The organism is Methylobacterium platani (assembly GCF_001653715.1).
Taxonomy (GTDB): Bacteria; Pseudomonadota; Alphaproteobacteria; order Rhizobiales; family Beijerinckiaceae; genus Methylobacterium; species Methylobacterium platani.
In genome coordinates this window covers 31,122-45,234 of the sequence record NZ_LWHQ01000039.1, presented here as the reverse complement: position 1 = coordinate 45,234, position 14,113 = coordinate 31,122, and the positions used below count along the sequence as shown (strand labels likewise).

At 72.0% G+C, this 14,113-nt stretch carries 19 protein-coding genes and 1 tRNA gene; 6 read left to right on the top strand and 14 right to left on the bottom strand.

Annotation, left to right across the window (positions count from 1 at the left end):
- Window positions 1–5: 5 nt before the first annotated feature.
- From A5481_RS19885 to A5481_RS19875, 3 genes are all read right to left on the bottom strand, one after another.
- Entirely contained in the window at window positions 6–635 is a 630-nt protein-coding gene (locus A5481_RS19885) for a tetratricopeptide repeat protein (RefSeq protein WP_197514215.1), read from the bottom strand.
- Between the two features lie 76 nt (window positions 636–711).
- On the bottom strand, window positions 712–837 hold the full coding sequence (gene ykgO / locus A5481_RS19880) for a type B 50S ribosomal protein L36 (protein WP_012334921.1): 126 nt from the start codon (window positions 835–837) through the stop codon (window positions 712–714).
- Window positions 838–1,073: 236 nt separating this feature from the next.
- On the bottom strand, window positions 1,074–1,367 hold the full coding sequence (locus tag A5481_RS19875; protein ID WP_048432618.1) for a hypothetical protein: 294 nt from the start codon (window positions 1,365–1,367) through the stop codon (window positions 1,074–1,076).
- Window positions 1,368–1,556: 189 nt separating this feature from the next.
- Here A5481_RS19875 and A5481_RS19870 point away from each other — a divergent pair, with 189 nt between their 5' ends.
- From A5481_RS19870 to A5481_RS19850, 5 genes are all read left to right on the top strand, one after another.
- Entirely contained in the window at window positions 1,557–3,089 is a 1,533-nt protein-coding gene (locus tag A5481_RS19870; RefSeq protein WP_048432619.1) for a phytoene desaturase family protein, read from the top strand.
- Window positions 3,090–3,151: 62 nt separating this feature from the next.
- On the top strand, window positions 3,152–3,904 hold the full coding sequence (locus A5481_RS19865; protein ID WP_245238694.1) for a lysophospholipid acyltransferase family protein: 753 nt from the start codon (window positions 3,152–3,154) through the stop codon (window positions 3,902–3,904).
- On the top strand, window positions 3,901–5,016 hold the full coding sequence (locus A5481_RS19860) for a glycosyltransferase family 2 protein (protein ID WP_048432621.1): 1,116 nt from the start codon (window positions 3,901–3,903) through the stop codon (window positions 5,014–5,016). The genes A5481_RS19865 and A5481_RS19860 overlap by 4 nt, the downstream gene beginning before the upstream one ends.
- Window positions 5,017–5,034: 18 nt before the next feature.
- Window positions 5,035–6,450, top strand: a complete 1,416-nt coding sequence (locus A5481_RS19855; protein WP_048432622.1) for an amidase — start codon at window positions 5,035–5,037, stop codon at window positions 6,448–6,450.
- Window positions 6,451–6,645: 195 nt separating this feature from the next.
- Window positions 6,646–7,167 (top strand): hypothetical protein, encoded by a 522-nt coding sequence (locus A5481_RS19850; protein WP_048432623.1) that lies wholly within the window; start codon window positions 6,646–6,648, stop codon window positions 7,165–7,167.
- Window positions 7,168–7,448: 281 nt separating this feature from the next.
- Here the strand turns inward: A5481_RS19850 and A5481_RS19845 are convergent, their stop codons facing one another.
- From A5481_RS19845 to A5481_RS19835, 4 genes are read right to left on the bottom strand one after another with little or no spacing between them, the layout of a single operon-like run.
- Window positions 7,449–7,676, bottom strand: a complete 228-nt coding sequence (locus tag A5481_RS19845; protein WP_048432624.1) for a hypothetical protein — start codon at window positions 7,674–7,676, stop codon at window positions 7,449–7,451.
- Window positions 7,677–7,695: 19 nt separating this feature from the next.
- Window positions 7,696–8,151 carry a lysozyme inhibitor LprI family protein gene (locus A5481_RS19840; protein WP_048432625.1) on the bottom strand — a complete coding sequence of 152 codons (456 nt, stop codon included), beginning with the start codon at window positions 8,149–8,151 and terminating at the stop codon, window positions 7,696–7,698.
- Between the two features lies 1 nt (window position 8,152).
- A complete protein-coding gene (locus A5481_RS33745; RefSeq protein ID WP_156311744.1) occupies window positions 8,153–8,308 on the bottom strand; it encodes a hypothetical protein in 156 nt (51 codons plus the stop codon).
- 14 nt (window positions 8,309–8,322) lie between these two features.
- Window positions 8,323–8,865 carry a Ros/MucR family transcriptional regulator gene (locus A5481_RS19835; protein WP_048432626.1) on the bottom strand — a complete coding sequence of 181 codons (543 nt, stop codon included), beginning with the start codon at window positions 8,863–8,865 and terminating at the stop codon, window positions 8,323–8,325.
- 490 nt (window positions 8,866–9,355) lie between these two features.
- On the opposite strand from A5481_RS19835, the gene A5481_RS19830 reads away from it, so the two are divergent.
- Window positions 9,356–9,429 (top strand) — tRNA-Gln (locus A5481_RS19830).
- Between the two features lie 99 nt (window positions 9,430–9,528).
- Here the strand turns inward: A5481_RS19830 and A5481_RS19825 are convergent.
- From A5481_RS19825 to A5481_RS19795, 7 genes are read right to left on the bottom strand one after another with little or no spacing between them, the layout of a single operon-like run.
- Window positions 9,529–10,581 (bottom strand): tyrosine-type recombinase/integrase, encoded by a 1,053-nt coding sequence (locus A5481_RS19825; RefSeq protein ID WP_053082270.1) that lies wholly within the window; start codon window positions 10,579–10,581, stop codon window positions 9,529–9,531.
- 15 nt (window positions 10,582–10,596) lie between these two features.
- On the bottom strand, window positions 10,597–10,842 hold the full coding sequence (locus tag A5481_RS19820) for a hypothetical protein (RefSeq protein ID WP_156311745.1): 246 nt from the start codon (window positions 10,840–10,842) through the stop codon (window positions 10,597–10,599).
- A gap of 31 nt (window positions 10,843–10,873) precedes the next feature.
- A complete protein-coding gene (locus A5481_RS19815) occupies window positions 10,874–11,587 on the bottom strand; it encodes a hypothetical protein (protein ID WP_053082271.1) in 714 nt (237 codons plus the stop codon).
- Window positions 11,584–12,057: a hypothetical protein gene (locus A5481_RS19810; protein WP_048432628.1), complete on the bottom strand. Its 474-nt coding sequence runs from the start codon at window positions 12,055–12,057 to the stop codon at window positions 11,584–11,586. The genes A5481_RS19815 and A5481_RS19810 overlap by 4 nt, the downstream gene beginning before the upstream one ends.
- Entirely contained in the window at window positions 12,054–12,524 is a 471-nt protein-coding gene (locus A5481_RS19805; protein WP_048432629.1) for a hypothetical protein, read from the bottom strand. Before A5481_RS19805 ends, A5481_RS19810 begins: the two co-directional genes overlap by 4 nt.
- Complete coding sequence (locus A5481_RS19800) at window positions 12,521–12,901, bottom strand: hypothetical protein (protein WP_048432630.1); 381 nt, start codon at window positions 12,899–12,901, stop codon at window positions 12,521–12,523. Before A5481_RS19800 ends, A5481_RS19805 begins: the two co-directional genes overlap by 4 nt.
- A gap of 3 nt (window positions 12,902–12,904) precedes the next feature.
- Window positions 12,905–14,107: a hypothetical protein gene (locus A5481_RS19795; protein WP_048432631.1), complete on the bottom strand. Its 1,203-nt coding sequence runs from the start codon at window positions 14,105–14,107 to the stop codon at window positions 12,905–12,907.
- Window positions 14,108–14,113 lie beyond the last annotated feature (6 nt).

Here is a 14,113-nt window from a genome sequence, read left to right as displayed (position 1 = left end):
GTCGGTCACAGGTCGCGGCCGTCGACGTCGGGAGCGAGGCGCTCGATCGCCTCGTGCACCTTGCCCATGCGGGGATAGATCGCCTCGGCGCGGCGGAAGGCGGCGAGCGCCCGGGTCTTGTCGTCGCTCGCCATGTAGATGTGGGCGAGGGCCGCCCAGGCCTCGAAGTGGCGCGGTTCGAGGGTCAGGGTCTTGTGCAGGTCGGCGAGCGCGCTCGCCTGATCCTCGAGCAGGTAGAAGGCGGTGGCGCGCCGGCTCCAGCCCTCGGCCCAGCCCGGCTCCAGCACGGTGACCCGGTCGAGGAGCTCCACCGCCAGCGGATAATCCTTGGCCTGCATCGCCTCCGCCGCCCGGCTCGCCAGCAGGTCGACGGTGTCGCTGCCGGAGCGGTCGAGGCGGCGCTCGATCAGCTGGGCGATTCCGCGGGCCTCGGCATCGTCCTTGGCCGCCTTCAGCCGGGCGTAGAGGTCGTCGAGGGTGACGGGCGCCCGCGGCGCCTCCTTGGCCGCGTCCTTGCGCGGAGCGTCCGGCGGGGCCGCCGCGACCGCGACTGCGGGGGCGATCGCCGAAACGACGAAAGCCGGCGCTCCGAGGAGGCCGGCCATCAGGCGGATCGAAGGAGAGAGACGGCGCATGCCGGCACTGTCCGGCGCCGGCACGGTCCCGTCAACGCGATGGCTTGCCGCGGTCCGCGCCAAGCCGCCCGCGTCCTCAGCCCTGGCGGGCCTTGTAGCGCTTCTGGGTCTTGTTGATGACGTAGACCCGGCCCTTGCGGCGCACGAGCTGGTTGTCACGGTGCCGGCCGCGGAGCGACTTCAGCGAGTTGCGGATCTTCATCGGTCTGGTCTCACGTCGGTGCGCCGGAACGCCCGGGCGCGGATGGGAAAGCGGGCTCGCGGCGAACGTCCGGGACGAGACCCGTCTTGGACGAACGCCGACGCCGGGCGATGCGGAGCACCGCCCGTGCGGAGGCGCGTGACTTACCCGGCGGGGGCCTGAAAAGTCAACCGGACCGGGGCGAAATCGTCGCGGCGCCAGGTCTTCCTGGCGCCGAGTCTTCCTTCAAGCCTGCCTCAGGGCCGGGCGAAGGGCGCGTCCGGGGTCGCGGCCGGCGAGCCGGGGGCGAGCGGCTCGTCGTCGCCGATCACGCTGGTGGTGCCGCCGGGCGGTCCGTCCCAGCCGACGACCCCCATCGGGTTGCTCGGCGTGACGTTCGGGTTCGGGCGCAAGGGGCGGACGCTGCCGGTCGACAGCGGATCCGCTTGGGTCGCGCGCGGGCTGACGGTGATGTCGAGGGCTTCCTGCGCGAAGGCCGGGCCAGCGAGGCCGAGGCCGAGGAGGCCGACGAGGGCGAGGGTCGTCTTCATGGCGGGGGATCTCCGGTGCGGGGTGACCGCTCTTCAGCAGGGTCAACCCGCCGGGTCCGGGTCCGGGTTCCTGACCGCGCGGCATGCCTGCGGCGCGGCAACGTGGACCGCTCGCCGCGCGTTGACCCCACTGCACCCGAGCCTAGCTTGTCCGGAACGGGCGCTTACGCCCGCTCGGGAGAGGCTGTGATGGCGGGGTCCTCGGTCGCGGTGGTCGGCGGCGGGTTGGGCGGTCTGGCGGCGGCCTGCGTGGCCGCCTCGCGCGGGCACGACGTCACCCTCTACGACAAGAATCCCTGGATCGGCGGCAAGGCGGCGGTGCTGCACGAGGGCGGCTTCCGCTTCGACATGGGGCCGACCATCCTGACGGTGCCCCGCGTGCTGGAGCGCATCTTCGCCGAATCCGGCCGCTCCGTGCACGACTACATGGACCTGCGCCGGCTCGATCCGCAATGGCGCTGCTTCTTCGACGACGGCAGCCGCATCGACCTGATGGAGAACGTCTCGACCATGGCGGCCGAGATGGACCGCTTCGCCCCCGGCCAGGGGGCCGGCGAGGGCTACCGGCGCTTCCTCGCCCTGTCCGAGCACCTGCACGGCGTCTCGGAACGGTTCTTCTTCTGGAAGCCGGTGCAGGACCTGTTCGACACGATCGACATCCGCGCCAATCTCAATCCCGGCACCCTGCGCGACGTGCTCTCCCTGCGCATGCACGCCTCGGTCGCCGGCACCATCCGGGGCAAGGTGCGCGACGCCCGCCTCGCCCAGATGCTCGATCACTTCGTGCAATATGTCGGCTCCTCGCCCTACGGTGCGCCGGCGGTGCTCTGCGCCATCGCCCACATGCAGACCGCCGACGGGGTCTGGTACCCGATGGGCGGCACGCGGGCGGTGGCCGAGGGGCTGATGAAGCTCGCCGGCGATCTCGGCGCGACGCTCAAGGCCGACAGCGAGGTCGAGGGCGTCGCCATCGAGAACGGCGCCGTGAAGGGCGTGCGGGTCGGGGGCGGCGTGGTGCCCTACGATCGTGTCATCTCCAACATGGACGCGGTGCGCACCTACCGCGAGCTCGTCGGCGGCGAGGTCGGGCGCGCTTACGAGAAGCGCAGCTTCGAGCCGGCCTGCTCGGGCGTGGTGCTCTATCTCGGCCTCAACAAGCGCTACGACCACCTCGCCCACCACGACTTCGTGTTCTCGCGCGACCCCGAGGAGGAGTTCGACGCGATCTACCGCAAGGGCGAGCCGGCGCCGGACCCGACCGCTTATATCGCGGCCCCCAGCATCACCGACCCGTCGGTGGCGCCCGAGGGCGGCGAGGCGCTCTACGTGCTGGTCCATACGCCCTACCTTCGTCCGCACCACGACTGGTCGAAGATGCTGCCGGCCTACCGGCAGAAGATCCTCGACAAGCTGAAGCGTACCGCCGGCATGCCGGACATCGAGGAGCGCATCGTCGTCGAGCGCCACCTGACCCCGGCCGACATCCATTCGCGCTACAAGGTGCTCAACGGCGCGATCTACGGCCTCGCCTCGCACGGCCGGATCATGGGGGCGTTCAAGCCCGGCAACCGCTCGCGGGAGGTGCGCGGCCTCTACCTCGCCGGCGGCGCCGCCCATCCGGGGCCCGGGATGCCGATGGTGATGATGTCGGGCTGGATCGCCGCCGACGCCCTCGACCAGGACGCCCGCGGCGGCACCGAGGATCTGAAGGCCGCCTCGTGAGCGGGCGGGCTGCCCTGCCGCCGGATCCGGTCGCGGCCCGCTCCCCCCTGATCTGGCGCTTCATGGGCGTGTACTTCGCCCGCTACGTGAGGCGCCACCTCAACGCCGTGCGGCTGGCGCAATGGGGCCGGCCCCCGGCTCCGGACCGTGCCGTCGCCGGCCCGGTGGTGGTCTATTCCAACCATCCGGCCTGGTGGGACGCGGCGCTGATCATCCTGCTGGCGCAGCGCTTCTTCCCCGACGACGAGAGCTACGCGCCGTTCGACGCCGCGATGCTCGCCCGCTACCGCATCTTCGCCCGCATGGGCGCCTTCGGGGTCGATCTCGAGTCGCCCCGGGGCGCGGCCGCGTTCCTGGCCGCATCGCGAAAAGTCCTCGAGCGGCCGGGGCGGGTCATGTGGATCACCGCGCAGGGGCGCTTCAGCGACGTGCGCGAGCGGCCGCTGGCCTTGCGCCCCGGCGTCGCGCGGCTGGCCGAGCTCGCGCCCGAGGCCCTGTTCGTGCCTCTCGCCCTCGATTACGCCTTCTGGGAGGAGCGCGGGGCGGAGGCCTGCGCCGCCTTCGGGCCGGGCATTCCGGCCCGCGACCTCCTCGCCCTGCCCCGCCCGGACCGCCTCGCCCGCCTGGAGGCCGACCTGACCGCGACCCTCGACCGCCTCGCCCTCGACGTGCGGAGCCGCGACCCCGCCCGCTTCGCCTCCCTGCTCGACGGGCGCCGCGGCGTCGGCGGCGTCTACGAGGCCTGGCACCGGGTGAGCGCGGCGCTCACCGGGCGCCGCTTCGTGGCGGGCCACCGCGAGGGGCGGGCGCCATGACGATCCTGGCGGCTCTCGCCCTCGCCCTGGCCCTGCTGCCGGCGGTGCTCACGCTCGCCAACCTGCTGGCCCTGCGGACGAGGCCCGCGGCGCCGGCGCCCGGCGGGCCGGTCTCGATCCTGATTCCGGCCCGCAACGAGGCCGGCAATATCGGCCCGACCCTGGCCGCGGCGCTGGCCAGCACCGGCGTTCCGATCGAGGTCATCGTCGCCGACGACCACTCGACCGACGCGACGGCGGCGATCGTCGCCGAGATCGCCGCCCGCGATGCGCGTCTTCGCCTGATCCCGGTGCCCCCCCTGCCCCCGGGCTGGACCGGCAAGAACCACGCCTGCCACGTCCTCGGGGAGGCGGCGACCGGGCGCCACCTGCTGTTCATCGACGCCGACGTGCGGCTCGCGCCCCACGGTGCCGCTTCCCTGGCCGGCGCGGCCGAGGCGGCGGGCGCGGCGCTCGTCAGCGGCGTGCCCCGGCAGGTCACCGGCACGATCGGCGAGCGCGTGACCGTGCCGATGATCAATCTCCTGCTGCTCGGCTACCTGCCGATCCCGCTGATGCGCCGTCTCGCCGATCCCGCCCTCGGGGCGGCCTGCGGCCAGCTCGTGCTGGTGGAGGCGCAGGCCTACCGCCGGGTCGGCGGCCACGGGGCGATCCGCGCGAGCCTGCACGACGGCGTGCGCCTGCCCCGGGTCCTGCGCCGCGCCGGCCTGACCACCGACCTCGTGGCGGCCGCCGATCTCGCGACCTGCCGGATGTACACCGATTTCCGCCAGTCCTGGGCCGGCTTCTCGAAGAACGCCCACGAGGGGATGGCGACGCCCCGCGCCCTGCCGGTCTGGACCCTGCTGCTCGGCGGCGGCCACGTCCTGCCCCCGCTCCTCGTCCTCGCCGCCCTCCTCGGCGCCGGCAGCCTGCCGCTCGCGGCCGCCGCCCTCGCCTTCTCCCTGGTCACGCGGACGGCGATCACGCTGTTCAGCCGCGAGGACCCCTGGACGATCCCGCTCCATCCCCTCACCGTGGCGTTGGCGCTGGCCTTGCAATGGAACGCGCTCCTGCGCCCGGCCCGGGCCGGGGTCGCCACCTGGAAGGGGCGCACCTATCCGGCCGGGTGAGCTCACGAGGGAGACAGCATGACCGAGATCCGCGACCTCGACGGTACCGCGACGCTCGCCGCCTACCGCGACCGCAGCCTCTCGCCGCGCGAGGCGGTGTCGGACGCCCTGGCGCGCATCGACCGGTACGGCCCGGATCTCGACGCCTTCGTGCTGGTCGACCGCGACGGCGCGATGCAGGCCGCCGCGGCCTCCGAGGCGCGCTGGGCCCGGGGCGAGCCCCGCGGTCCCCTCGACGGCCTCGCCTTCACGGTCAAGGACAACATCGCCTGGGCCGGCCATCCGATGCGCCGCGGCTCGCTCACCACCTCCGACACGCCCGCCGCCGAGAACGCCCCGATCGTCGACCGCCTGCTCGAGGCCGGCGCCGTCCCGCTCGGCAAGACGACGATGCCGGAATACGGCTGGAAGGGGCTGGGCGACTCGACCCATACCGGGCCCACCCGCAACCCCTGGGACACGGGCACCACCACCGGCGGCTCCTCGGCCGGGGCCGCGGCGGCGGCGGCGCTCAATCTCGGGCTCCTCCACATCGGCACCGACGGGGCGGGCTCGATCCGCATCCCGGCCGCGTTCTGCGGCGTCTACGGCCTGAAGCCCAGCTTCGGCCGGGTGCCGGCCTTCCCGCCCTCGCCGTTCGGGCCCGTCGCCCATCTCGGCCCCCTCACCCGGACCGTCCGCGATTCCGCCCTGATGATGCAGGCGATCGCCCGGCCCGATCCGCGCGACATGGCGGCCTCGCTCGTCGAGCCGCCGGACTACACGGCCGGCCTCGAGGACGGCGTGCGCGGCCTGCGCATCGCCTGGAGCCCGCGTCTCGGCTTCGCCGCCTCGGTCGATCCCGAGGTGGCGCGCCTGACCGAGGCGGCGGCACGAGCCTTCGCGGATCTCGGCGCGACCGTCGAGGAGGCCGATCCGGGCTTCTCCGATCCGGTCGAGACGCTGAACGGCATCTGGCTCGTCGGCGCCTGGTGCGTGCTGCGGGGGATTCCGGAGGAGAAGCGGCACCTCGTCGAGCCGGCCTTGCGGGCGGCCGCCGAGCGCGGGCGCGGGATCGCGGCGCCGGACTTCGTCGCCGCCCTCAACGCGCGGGGCGCCCTGTTCACCGCCATGGCGCGCTTCCACCGGACCTACGACCTGCTCCTGACCCCCTCCCTCGCCGTGCCGGCCTTCGCGGTCGGCCATCTCACCCCGCCGGACGGACGCTACGGCGACGACTGGCTCAACTGGACGCCGTTCTCCTACCCCTTCAACCTCACCGGCCAGCCAGCCGCGAGCGTGCCCTGCGGGCTGACGGCGGCAGGCCTGCCGGTCGGCCTGCAGATCGTCGGCCCGATGGGGGCCGATGCCCGGGTCCTCGCCGCCTCGCGCGCCTTCGAGGCGGCCCGGCCCTGGCCGGTCCTCGCCGCGCCGCGGGTGACCCACGCCGGGTAAGGCGAGCGGAACGGGATCGAGGCGCGGCCGGCGCCGGACGAGTGCCGGCCGCCGGTCGTGAGGAAGGGGCCGGACGCGCCCGCCTCACGAAGTCGCGAGGGATGCCTGCGCGACGAAAGGGCTCCGAACCGCCCTACTCCGCCGACGTTGTTCGGCCCTGAGGAAACCCTTTCTTCACGAACAGGAGATGGTGCCATGAGGCATCTCGTTCTTGCGTCCGCGCTCGCCGCCGGCGCTCTCGCCTTGTCCACGGCCGGGGCCGATGCCCGCGGCTTCGGCGGCGGCGGCTTCCATGGGGGCGGCTTCCACGGCGGCGGTTTCGGCGGCTTTGCCCGTGGCGGCTTCGGCGGGGCCGGATCCCGGGGCGGCGCCCTCGGCGGCGGCTTCCGGGGCACGGGCCTCGGCGGCGGCTATCGCGGCGTCGGCCTCGGCGGCGGGTACCGCGGCGGCTTCGGCGGCTATCGCGGCGCCGGGTTCGGCGGCTATCGCGGCGGGTATGGCGGCTATCGCGGCTACGGCTATCGCGGCGGCTACGGGCGCGGCGTCGGCTACGGGCTGGCGGGCGTCGGCCTCGGCCTCGGTCTGGGCTACGGCCTCTCGAATGTCGGCTATTACGGCGGTGGATACGGCTACGGTGCCACCTATGGCGGCTGCGGCCCCTACGCCTACTACGACGACGTCTACGGGACCTGCGCCTCCTACGGCTACGGCTACTGAGGCCGCCCGCGGATCCTCCGCGATCCGACAGCCGGCCGGGCGGACCGCCCGGCCGGCCCGGGGCTCACGGGAGCGACTCATGGCTGACCCCCGGCCGATCCGCCCGAACCCGGCGGCAAGGCCGATCCCGGCACGGGCGAGAACCTCCGCCCGCGCTGCGCCGGCACCGGGACGGTGATCGGGCCGATCGGCGGGGCCTGAACGCGCCTCTCGGGCCGCCGGGCCCCGAGCGCCCCGTCAGGGCGCCGGACAGCGCCCGTCAGGGCGCCGGACAGCGCCCGTCAGGGCGCCAGGATGATCTCGGCCAGCGCCAGCGCCTTGGCCAGCGCCGCTTCGGTCTTCGGCGTCGGCGGGGCCGGCGCCTCGGCCTCGCGCCGCAGCGCCTGCAGCACCGCCGCCCGCGCGTCGGGATCGCGCTCCGCCCGTTCGCGCAGCAGGGCGGTCACGATCAGCTCGAGGGCGCCCAGGCGCGCCTCGACGTCGTCCTCGAAGGCCAGCGGCGCGCTCATCGGCAATCCCCTCGGTGGCTCACGGCGCCCGCTCCCGGACCTCGTCGATCCGCGCCGCGAGGAGGCGGATCTTGCACGACGAGGCGAGCTGCCCCGCCGCCGAGCCGCCATGGTAGTCGAAGTCGTAGAGGCTGTCGCAGTGGCGTCGGAGATACTCCTCCCAGGCTCCCTGCGCGGCCAGGAAGGCCTTGCGCCAGGCCTCGGCATCCTCGCGGCCGGCCAGGCTGCCGGGGCTCGGCGCCCGGGTGGCGACCGCCGCGATGGCGGCGAGCTTGCGCTCCACCGCCGCGTCGAGCCGCACCCGCAGCGCCTTCGCGGCATCGTCGAGGCAGGCGCCCTTCTGGTATTCCGGGCGGGCCTTGCCGGTGCAGGGCCGGATCGCCGCCGCGGCCGAGACGGGCTTGTCCGGCGCGCCGGCCGCGGGCGCCGCCGCGACGGCGAGCGCGAGGCCCGCCGCGCACAGAACGCGCCGCATCTCAGCCGATCCCCCAGAAGCCCGCCCCGAACAGCTCGCGGCCGGCCAGCACCAGGCCGACCGCCGCGATCGCGACGGCGGTCAGGGCCAGCAGGACCCGCTCGCGCGACGGCAGGCGCCGTCCGCGCACGGGCCGCCAGGGATTGGCAAGGCCCATCCTACTCGCCCATCCTACTCGGCCGCGGCCTTGCGCGCGCGCCGGCGCGGCGCGGGCTTCTCCTCCGCCGCGGCGGGAGCGGGCTCCGGCTCGGCCGCCGTGACGTGGGCCGCAGCGACTTGGTCAGCAGCGACTTGGGCCGCCGCATCGCGCCGCCGCTGGCCCAGCCCCAGGCTCTTGGCGAGCGCCGAGCGCTGGGCGGCGTAGCTCGCCGCGACCATCGGGTAATCGTGCGGCAGGCCGAACTTCTGGCGGTAATCGGCCGGGGTCAGGCCCTGCGAGGTGAGGTGGCGCTTGAGCGAGCGGTAGGGCTTGCCGTCGACGAAGCTGATCAGGTGATCGGGCGTGACCGACTTGCGGATCTGCGCCGCCGTCGCCCGGGTCTCCTCGACCGCCGGCACCGGCGGCTGGCTGAGCGCCGCCAGGGAGGCGTGCACCGACGCGATCAATCCCGGCAGCTCGGCGATCTGCAGATTGTTGTTCGCGACATAGGACGAGACGATATCGGCCGCGAGGCCGACGAACTCAGACTGCTGCTCGAGGTTGACGTCCGACACGAGGTTCCATCCCGATCTGAGCAACCCGGCACGATCCGAGTCGTCCCGGCATATCGGGAAAATCATCGCTTCATCAAGTGAAACCGTGCAGTTTTCAAGGAAATCCTGTGTATCGCGTCCGCACTATGGCTTGGCCGTCCCGGATTTCTTGGCGGCGCCGGCGGTCGCTTCGTTGGTGACGCGGCCCGTGCCGCGCCCGTTGCACCGCACCCGTCCCCGTCTCAGCCTTCAGGCGCGAACGGCGAGACCGGAGCGGCCGATCGGCCGCCGGTCGAAACCTTCCGGACGACCGGCCCGGCGACGCGCGAGTTCCGCTCCCGAAGCCGGCCCTCCCCGCCCACGATCCCGCCGCTCCGCCGATCCGCGGCGGCCGCGCAAGAAAGCCTTGACCGGCCCGGCGAACCGGCCTATCTGCACCTCACCCGAGGCGGTGACGTGCCACCCCGGACGGACGGATAACTCCTCTGGTCCTTCGCACGCAGCGCCTCGTTGGGGGATAGTTTAACGGTAGAACAGCGGACTCTGACTCCGTTAGTCGTGGTTCGAATCCACGTCCCCCAGCCACCTTATTCTTCAGGCACTTAGCGATTAAATCGTCCCCATCCGTGGGCCCCTCGTCGCTGTTCTAGACACATGCTCTAGACACCTGACCTAGGGACCTGTTCAGCGATCGGGCGCTCCGCCCTCCCCGTCAGGGCCCTCCTTCTCCCCATACAGATCGTCGATCACGCGCTTGTTCGAGCGCCGCATGTCCGCGCTCCGGGCATAGGTCGGGACCGCGTAGGTTGTCCTCTGACCCAGGATGTCGGCGATCTCGCGCTCGGTCTTGCCGAGCTCGCGCAGGTCCGTCGCCACCGAGTGCCGGAGCCCGTGAGGTGTCAGCCCGGGCTTGACCTTCCCTTCCTTCTCCAGGCGCAGCCGCACCCGGCGCCAGCTCGCGTGAAACCCGCCCTCTGACCACGGCGATCCGTCCGAGCTGCAGAACAGGTGCGTGGCGTGCTCCGGCTGCGCCTCGAGGATCCGGGCCAGCGGCTCCGGGCACGGCACCGTGACCTCCACCGCTCCCTTGCCGGTGACGAACGAGATCATTCCGTCCTGGTAGGCATCGCGCCGCATCCCGCGCACGTCGCCGAGCCGCACGCCGAGGTAACGCATCATCGCGAACGGGCCCCGCAACGGCGCCGGCACCTCGGCGAGCACCACGTCGCGCTCCGCCGAGGTCCAGGGCCGGTTCAGGCTCTTCTCGCCAGTCGCCTTGCGCACCTTCTCGACGTGATCGACCGGGTTCTCCTTCAGCAGCCCCAGCCCGATCCCGATGCCGCAGGCCCGCGAGAGCACCTGCACGACGTAGTTCGCGAATCGCCGCTTGTGCTTCGCATAGGCCTTGTTGCGCAGACCGACCATGAACGGCCGATCCAGCCGGTCGAGAGGCATCGCCCGCAGCGGCTCGAGGAAGTCGAACACCTTGTCGTAGTCGGCCCGGGTACGCTGTTTCAGGCGGGTGAATTCCGGTGCGGCGCGGTACTGGTCGATCAGGTGGCCGAAGGTGCCGTCCTGCACCTTCTTCTCGCGCCACGCGCGCTCCGCCTTGTCGAGTTCGACGGCGAAAGCGGGGGTGCCCCACTCCGCCTTGATGGGCGTTCCGCTCGCGCGGTGATACGCATAGGTCTTTCCGGCCTTCGGCTCGAAGAACCGCTTCACGCCGCGCAGCGGCATCCGAGTGGTCATGGCTTAGAGCTTGGCGAGCCAGTCCTGGGTGTCGGCCTTCGCGGTGCGCCCGCCGGCCATGTCGATCCACTCGTCCAGTGCGAGGACGTCGTAGCGCAGCAGGCGACGATCTATCCGATCGCCCAGCGCGATCGGCGTGACGGGACAGGCCCGCTCGAACACCGGGACCGTGCAGCGGCAGTAGTCCGCCGCCTCGGTCAGCGTCAGGAGGCGCCGGCTCATGCCCGGGATCGCGGACTGCGTCCTCATCGGATGCGATGCTCTTCAGGTTCGGGGTTCATCACTGCGCGCTCGCCGTCATGGAGGCCTGTGCGACCGCTCGTGGAATCAGGCAGACAAGCTGTTGGTTCGATGGAGCTTTCGACGTCGGGAAGCCTGAAATCAAGGTTGTGGATTCACTCCCCCTCAGGGCGGTTGCGAGGTGCTGCAGGTACTGACCACCCGCGCACATCGGCTCGAACTCCTCGCTCTCCCGGGCATAGAATTCAGCCAGGGCGAACAGCCCGGCCCGGGTGGTGGGTGTGACCGTTGTCAGCGCCTCGAAGGCTGCGGAGCTTGCATCGGCTGCAGCGTTGGCGTGCCGCATCTGCACGTCGTCGTTCTCGTCGAGGCCCGACAGCGCGGCGGAGTGGGCCGCCTCCGCGGCCTCGGCAGTGGCGATGGCCCGGTGGATCGGATCTTGGCTTAGCGTTTCCGTCGGCCAACACGCGCAGGCGAGCATCGTGAGATCGGCGACGCGGACCGCGGCGGCCCCGTAGGTCGGCTGGTGGGCGTCGGCGAACTCGGCCTCGTCGGCAAGCCACCAGCGGAGATGCTCGAGGAGCTTCAGCGCGCCGGTGGCCGTGGTGCACGCTGTCGTGACCAGGAGGTCACCAGCCCCTCGGTATCCCTCCTCGGCGAGGATAGAGGCCTCGCCCTCGGGCGCGACCTGGAATGCGTCGTAGGCAGCGCAGTGTGCGGTAATCGCCGCGAGAATGGGATCGGGCGACGTCATGCCCGGCCCCCTTCCGGTACGCCGTCCATGAACAGGTCGGGCTTCAGTTCTGCCGCTCGCGCCCAGACCTCCGTCACGACCTCGTGGCTCAGTAGCTGCTGGGCGGCGAGGATGAAGGCACGCCGCCGGCCGTCCTTGGCGGAGGTGGCGGCCAGGGTGTCGGCGGCATGCGCTTGATCCCGCTCGGCCCGCCGCAGTGTGCCGATCCGCTCCTGTAGCCGAGGGCGAATCCGGCGCTTGCGTTTGTGCGCAGTGGTGGCGCGCCGGCGCCACTCCGGGTCCCCGCCGCGCAGATCGGCGACGGACAGCTGGTCTTCGATCCGGGCAATCTCGCCGTCGAGGACCGCCAGCAGTTGCCGCCCCTCCTCGGCGGTCGGGATGTCGTCGAGGTGGATGACGCGCCCCTCGATCAGCAGGACGTCGATCCCGACGAGGCCGCGGGTGGGCGGAATGCGACCGATCGCGTTCATGCCCGTGCCTCCACCAGGAAGTCGGCATCATCCGGCGCAGCCTTGCCGGCCTGGGCCCAGGCGGGCAGCGAGCCGCTGCCGGTCCAGGCCGCTCGGTCACGGTCATCGTAGTCCGGCTCGTCGCCGAAGCCGATAAACCCCGGCGGCAGCTTCTCCTGGGTGGCGCTGAGGATGGCGCAGGCGGCCGCAACATCGGTGTCGCCCTCGACGGAGGTCCCCTCAAGCGACAGCGCCAGGGCCAAGCCGAAGACGCGCAGGCCGTCCAGCGTCTCAGGAGCGGGCAAGGCGAAGATGCGAGCGACCTCCCGACGCTTTGCGCTGTTCACCGCCTGCGCCGCATGATGGGCGGAAGAGGTGGGATTCGAACTCCCCTCGATCGGCCGGGCAGCCACGAACCAGGCATACGCGGTCAGGAGGCGGTGCCGGCAGGCAACGTGCGGATCGGCGTTGGTCTCAGAGGCGTTCACGACAGCACCCCTTCGTTCGAGATGGTCAGGCGGCCAGCGCGGTAGTCCTCGACCCAAGCCGGGTTCTCGCCGGCCGGGCCGAACAGCGTCGGCAGGGCGGCGGCGACGTCGTCGTAGATCCGGTTCAGCAGACGCTCGGCCCGCTCGATGGCGGTGCTGCGCTCGCCATCATCCGTGAGCACGCGGTCCTCCTCGGCGTAGGCGGCTCCCGAGAGGAAGTCCTGGAACACGAGGTCGACCAGCGTGGTGCCGAGGGCGTCCCGGGTCTCGGGCGGTAGGCCGGCCCACGCGGTGGCCGGATGGAGCGGAGGGAGGGCGAGCCCGGTGGGGCCGGCAGCGCGAGGCTGCCGGATCTGGAGAGCGATGGCGCTCGGCATCGGTCAGACCGTCCAGTCGCGTGCGATGTCGACCAGCAGCGCGTTGTCGTGGATGCGCGCGTTGCACCGGAATTCCTGTTGCGTGCGGACCATCAGGATTTCGTCGCGCTGCTCTTCGTCCTCCGGCTTCCGGCTCACGATTTCTTGCTCAAGCCGGTGCATGATCCAAGAAGCGCGCTCTTCCTCGAACCTTGCAATCTTGCCCAAATCCGTCAGGTGACGGAGACGATCTGTCCCTCGTTCGAAGCTGTACGGGCGTTGTTCAACACCTTCCCACGAAAATCTTGCGACTTGATACGCCTCGAACAGCCCTGAAAGCTGGAACACGTCGAGGGCTGACAGGTCGATTTGTTCGGCCGAGAGGCGGGCGAGGTCGACGTTGTCAGTCTTCGAGCGTGCTTCGGCAGTGGCTACGGGGTCGGCGCTGGCGGCCTCAAGCCGGAGGGACATCACACCGGCGCGCAAAGCATCAAGCGCGGCAAGCGCCTCCGCTTCCGTGTCGGGGTTGGATTGGCGCATCACGTCCGGCAGGTAGGAGGCGAGGGCCGCGAAGCCGGCCGGGGTGGTCGGGCGGGTCGTTAGGATCGCGCGGAAGGCATCGCGCTCGCGCAGGCGGGCCGTGGCGCCAATCGTCTCCGCTGCTTCGTATTCCGGCGTACCGGCGAGCGTATCGCTCCAGGCGAGCATGAGCAGGTGCCAGGCGGCATAGGCGGCGCGGTGCGCATCGATCGCTGCGAGGATCGGATCCTCGACACGTTCGGCCTTGCGCCCGACGTGGCGCATCGCTTCCGGCTCCCGGGCGTGCTCGCCGAGGCGGATGTTCCGGTAGGCAACCGCGAGCGGATGATCCCGACCGCTGATGACGCCGTCCCCGAGGGAGTGCATCTGCCGCGAGATGACGGCCGCGGCGTAGGCGGCGCGGTCCGCGTCCGACTGCAACGGCGTGTGCAGCAGCGCCCGGAAAGCCTCCTCCTCGGCCTGCCGCCGCTCGGACAGGTCCGGCAGGCCGTAGGCCTCGGTGTAGAGGGCATAGCCGTAGGCCATCTCGTGCGCGTCGAGGAGCGCGGTCAGTTCCTTCGACGGCGTGCCGGCTCCAACAAGTGCCAGCGGGGTGTAGCGCTCCGGCTGGGCCGGAGACGACACCGGCAGGTGCTCCGGCGAGAATGAAACGTGAACGCCTTCGGGCATACCGGGGACGTGAAGCATGGCAGC

Excerpts from the sequence above, each read along its gene's own strand:
- A5481_RS19885 (WP_197514215.1), bottom strand. The coding sequence starts at position 635 with ATGCGCCGTCTCTCTCCTTCGATCCGCCTGATGGCCGGCCTCCTCGGA.
- ykgO (WP_012334921.1), bottom strand. The coding sequence starts at position 837 with ATGAAGATCCGCAACTCGCTGAAGTCGCTCCGCGGCCGGCACCGTGAC.
- A5481_RS19875 (WP_048432618.1), bottom strand. The coding sequence starts at position 1,367 with ATGAAGACGACCCTCGCCCTCGTCGGCCTCCTCGGCCTCGGCCTCGCT.
- A5481_RS19870 (WP_048432619.1), top strand. The coding sequence starts at position 1,557 with ATGGCGGGGTCCTCGGTCGCGGTGGTCGGCGGCGGGTTGGGCGGTCTG.
- A5481_RS19865 (WP_245238694.1), top strand. The coding sequence starts at position 3,152 with ATGGGCGTGTACTTCGCCCGCTACGTGAGGCGCCACCTCAACGCCGTG.
- A5481_RS19860 (WP_048432621.1), top strand. The coding sequence starts at position 3,901 with ATGACGATCCTGGCGGCTCTCGCCCTCGCCCTGGCCCTGCTGCCGGCG.
- A5481_RS19855 (WP_048432622.1), top strand. The coding sequence starts at position 5,035 with ATGACCGAGATCCGCGACCTCGACGGTACCGCGACGCTCGCCGCCTAC.
- A5481_RS19850 (WP_048432623.1), top strand. The coding sequence starts at position 6,646 with ATGAGGCATCTCGTTCTTGCGTCCGCGCTCGCCGCCGGCGCTCTCGCC.
- A5481_RS19845 (WP_048432624.1), bottom strand. The coding sequence starts at position 7,676 with ATGAGCGCGCCGCTGGCCTTCGAGGACGACGTCGAGGCGCGCCTGGGC.
- A5481_RS19840 (WP_048432625.1), bottom strand. The coding sequence starts at position 8,151 with ATGCGGCGCGTTCTGTGCGCGGCGGGCCTCGCGCTCGCCGTCGCGGCG.
- A5481_RS33745 (WP_156311744.1), bottom strand. The coding sequence starts at position 8,308 with ATGGGCCTTGCCAATCCCTGGCGGCCCGTGCGCGGACGGCGCCTGCCG.
- A5481_RS19825 (WP_053082270.1), bottom strand. The coding sequence starts at position 10,581 with ATGCCGCTGCGCGGCGTGAAGCGGTTCTTCGAGCCGAAGGCCGGAAAG.
- A5481_RS19820 (WP_156311745.1), bottom strand. The coding sequence starts at position 10,842 with ATGAGGACGCAGTCCGCGATCCCGGGCATGAGCCGGCGCCTCCTGACG.
- A5481_RS19815 (WP_053082271.1), bottom strand. The coding sequence starts at position 11,587 with ATGACGTCGCCCGATCCCATTCTCGCGGCGATTACCGCACACTGCGCT.
- A5481_RS19810 (WP_048432628.1), bottom strand. The coding sequence starts at position 12,057 with ATGAACGCGATCGGTCGCATTCCGCCCACCCGCGGCCTCGTCGGGATC.
- A5481_RS19800 (WP_048432630.1), bottom strand. The coding sequence starts at position 12,901 with ATGCCGAGCGCCATCGCTCTCCAGATCCGGCAGCCTCGCGCTGCCGGC.
- A5481_RS19795 (WP_048432631.1), bottom strand. The coding sequence starts at position 14,107 with ATGCTTCACGTCCCCGGTATGCCCGAAGGCGTTCACGTTTCATTCTCG.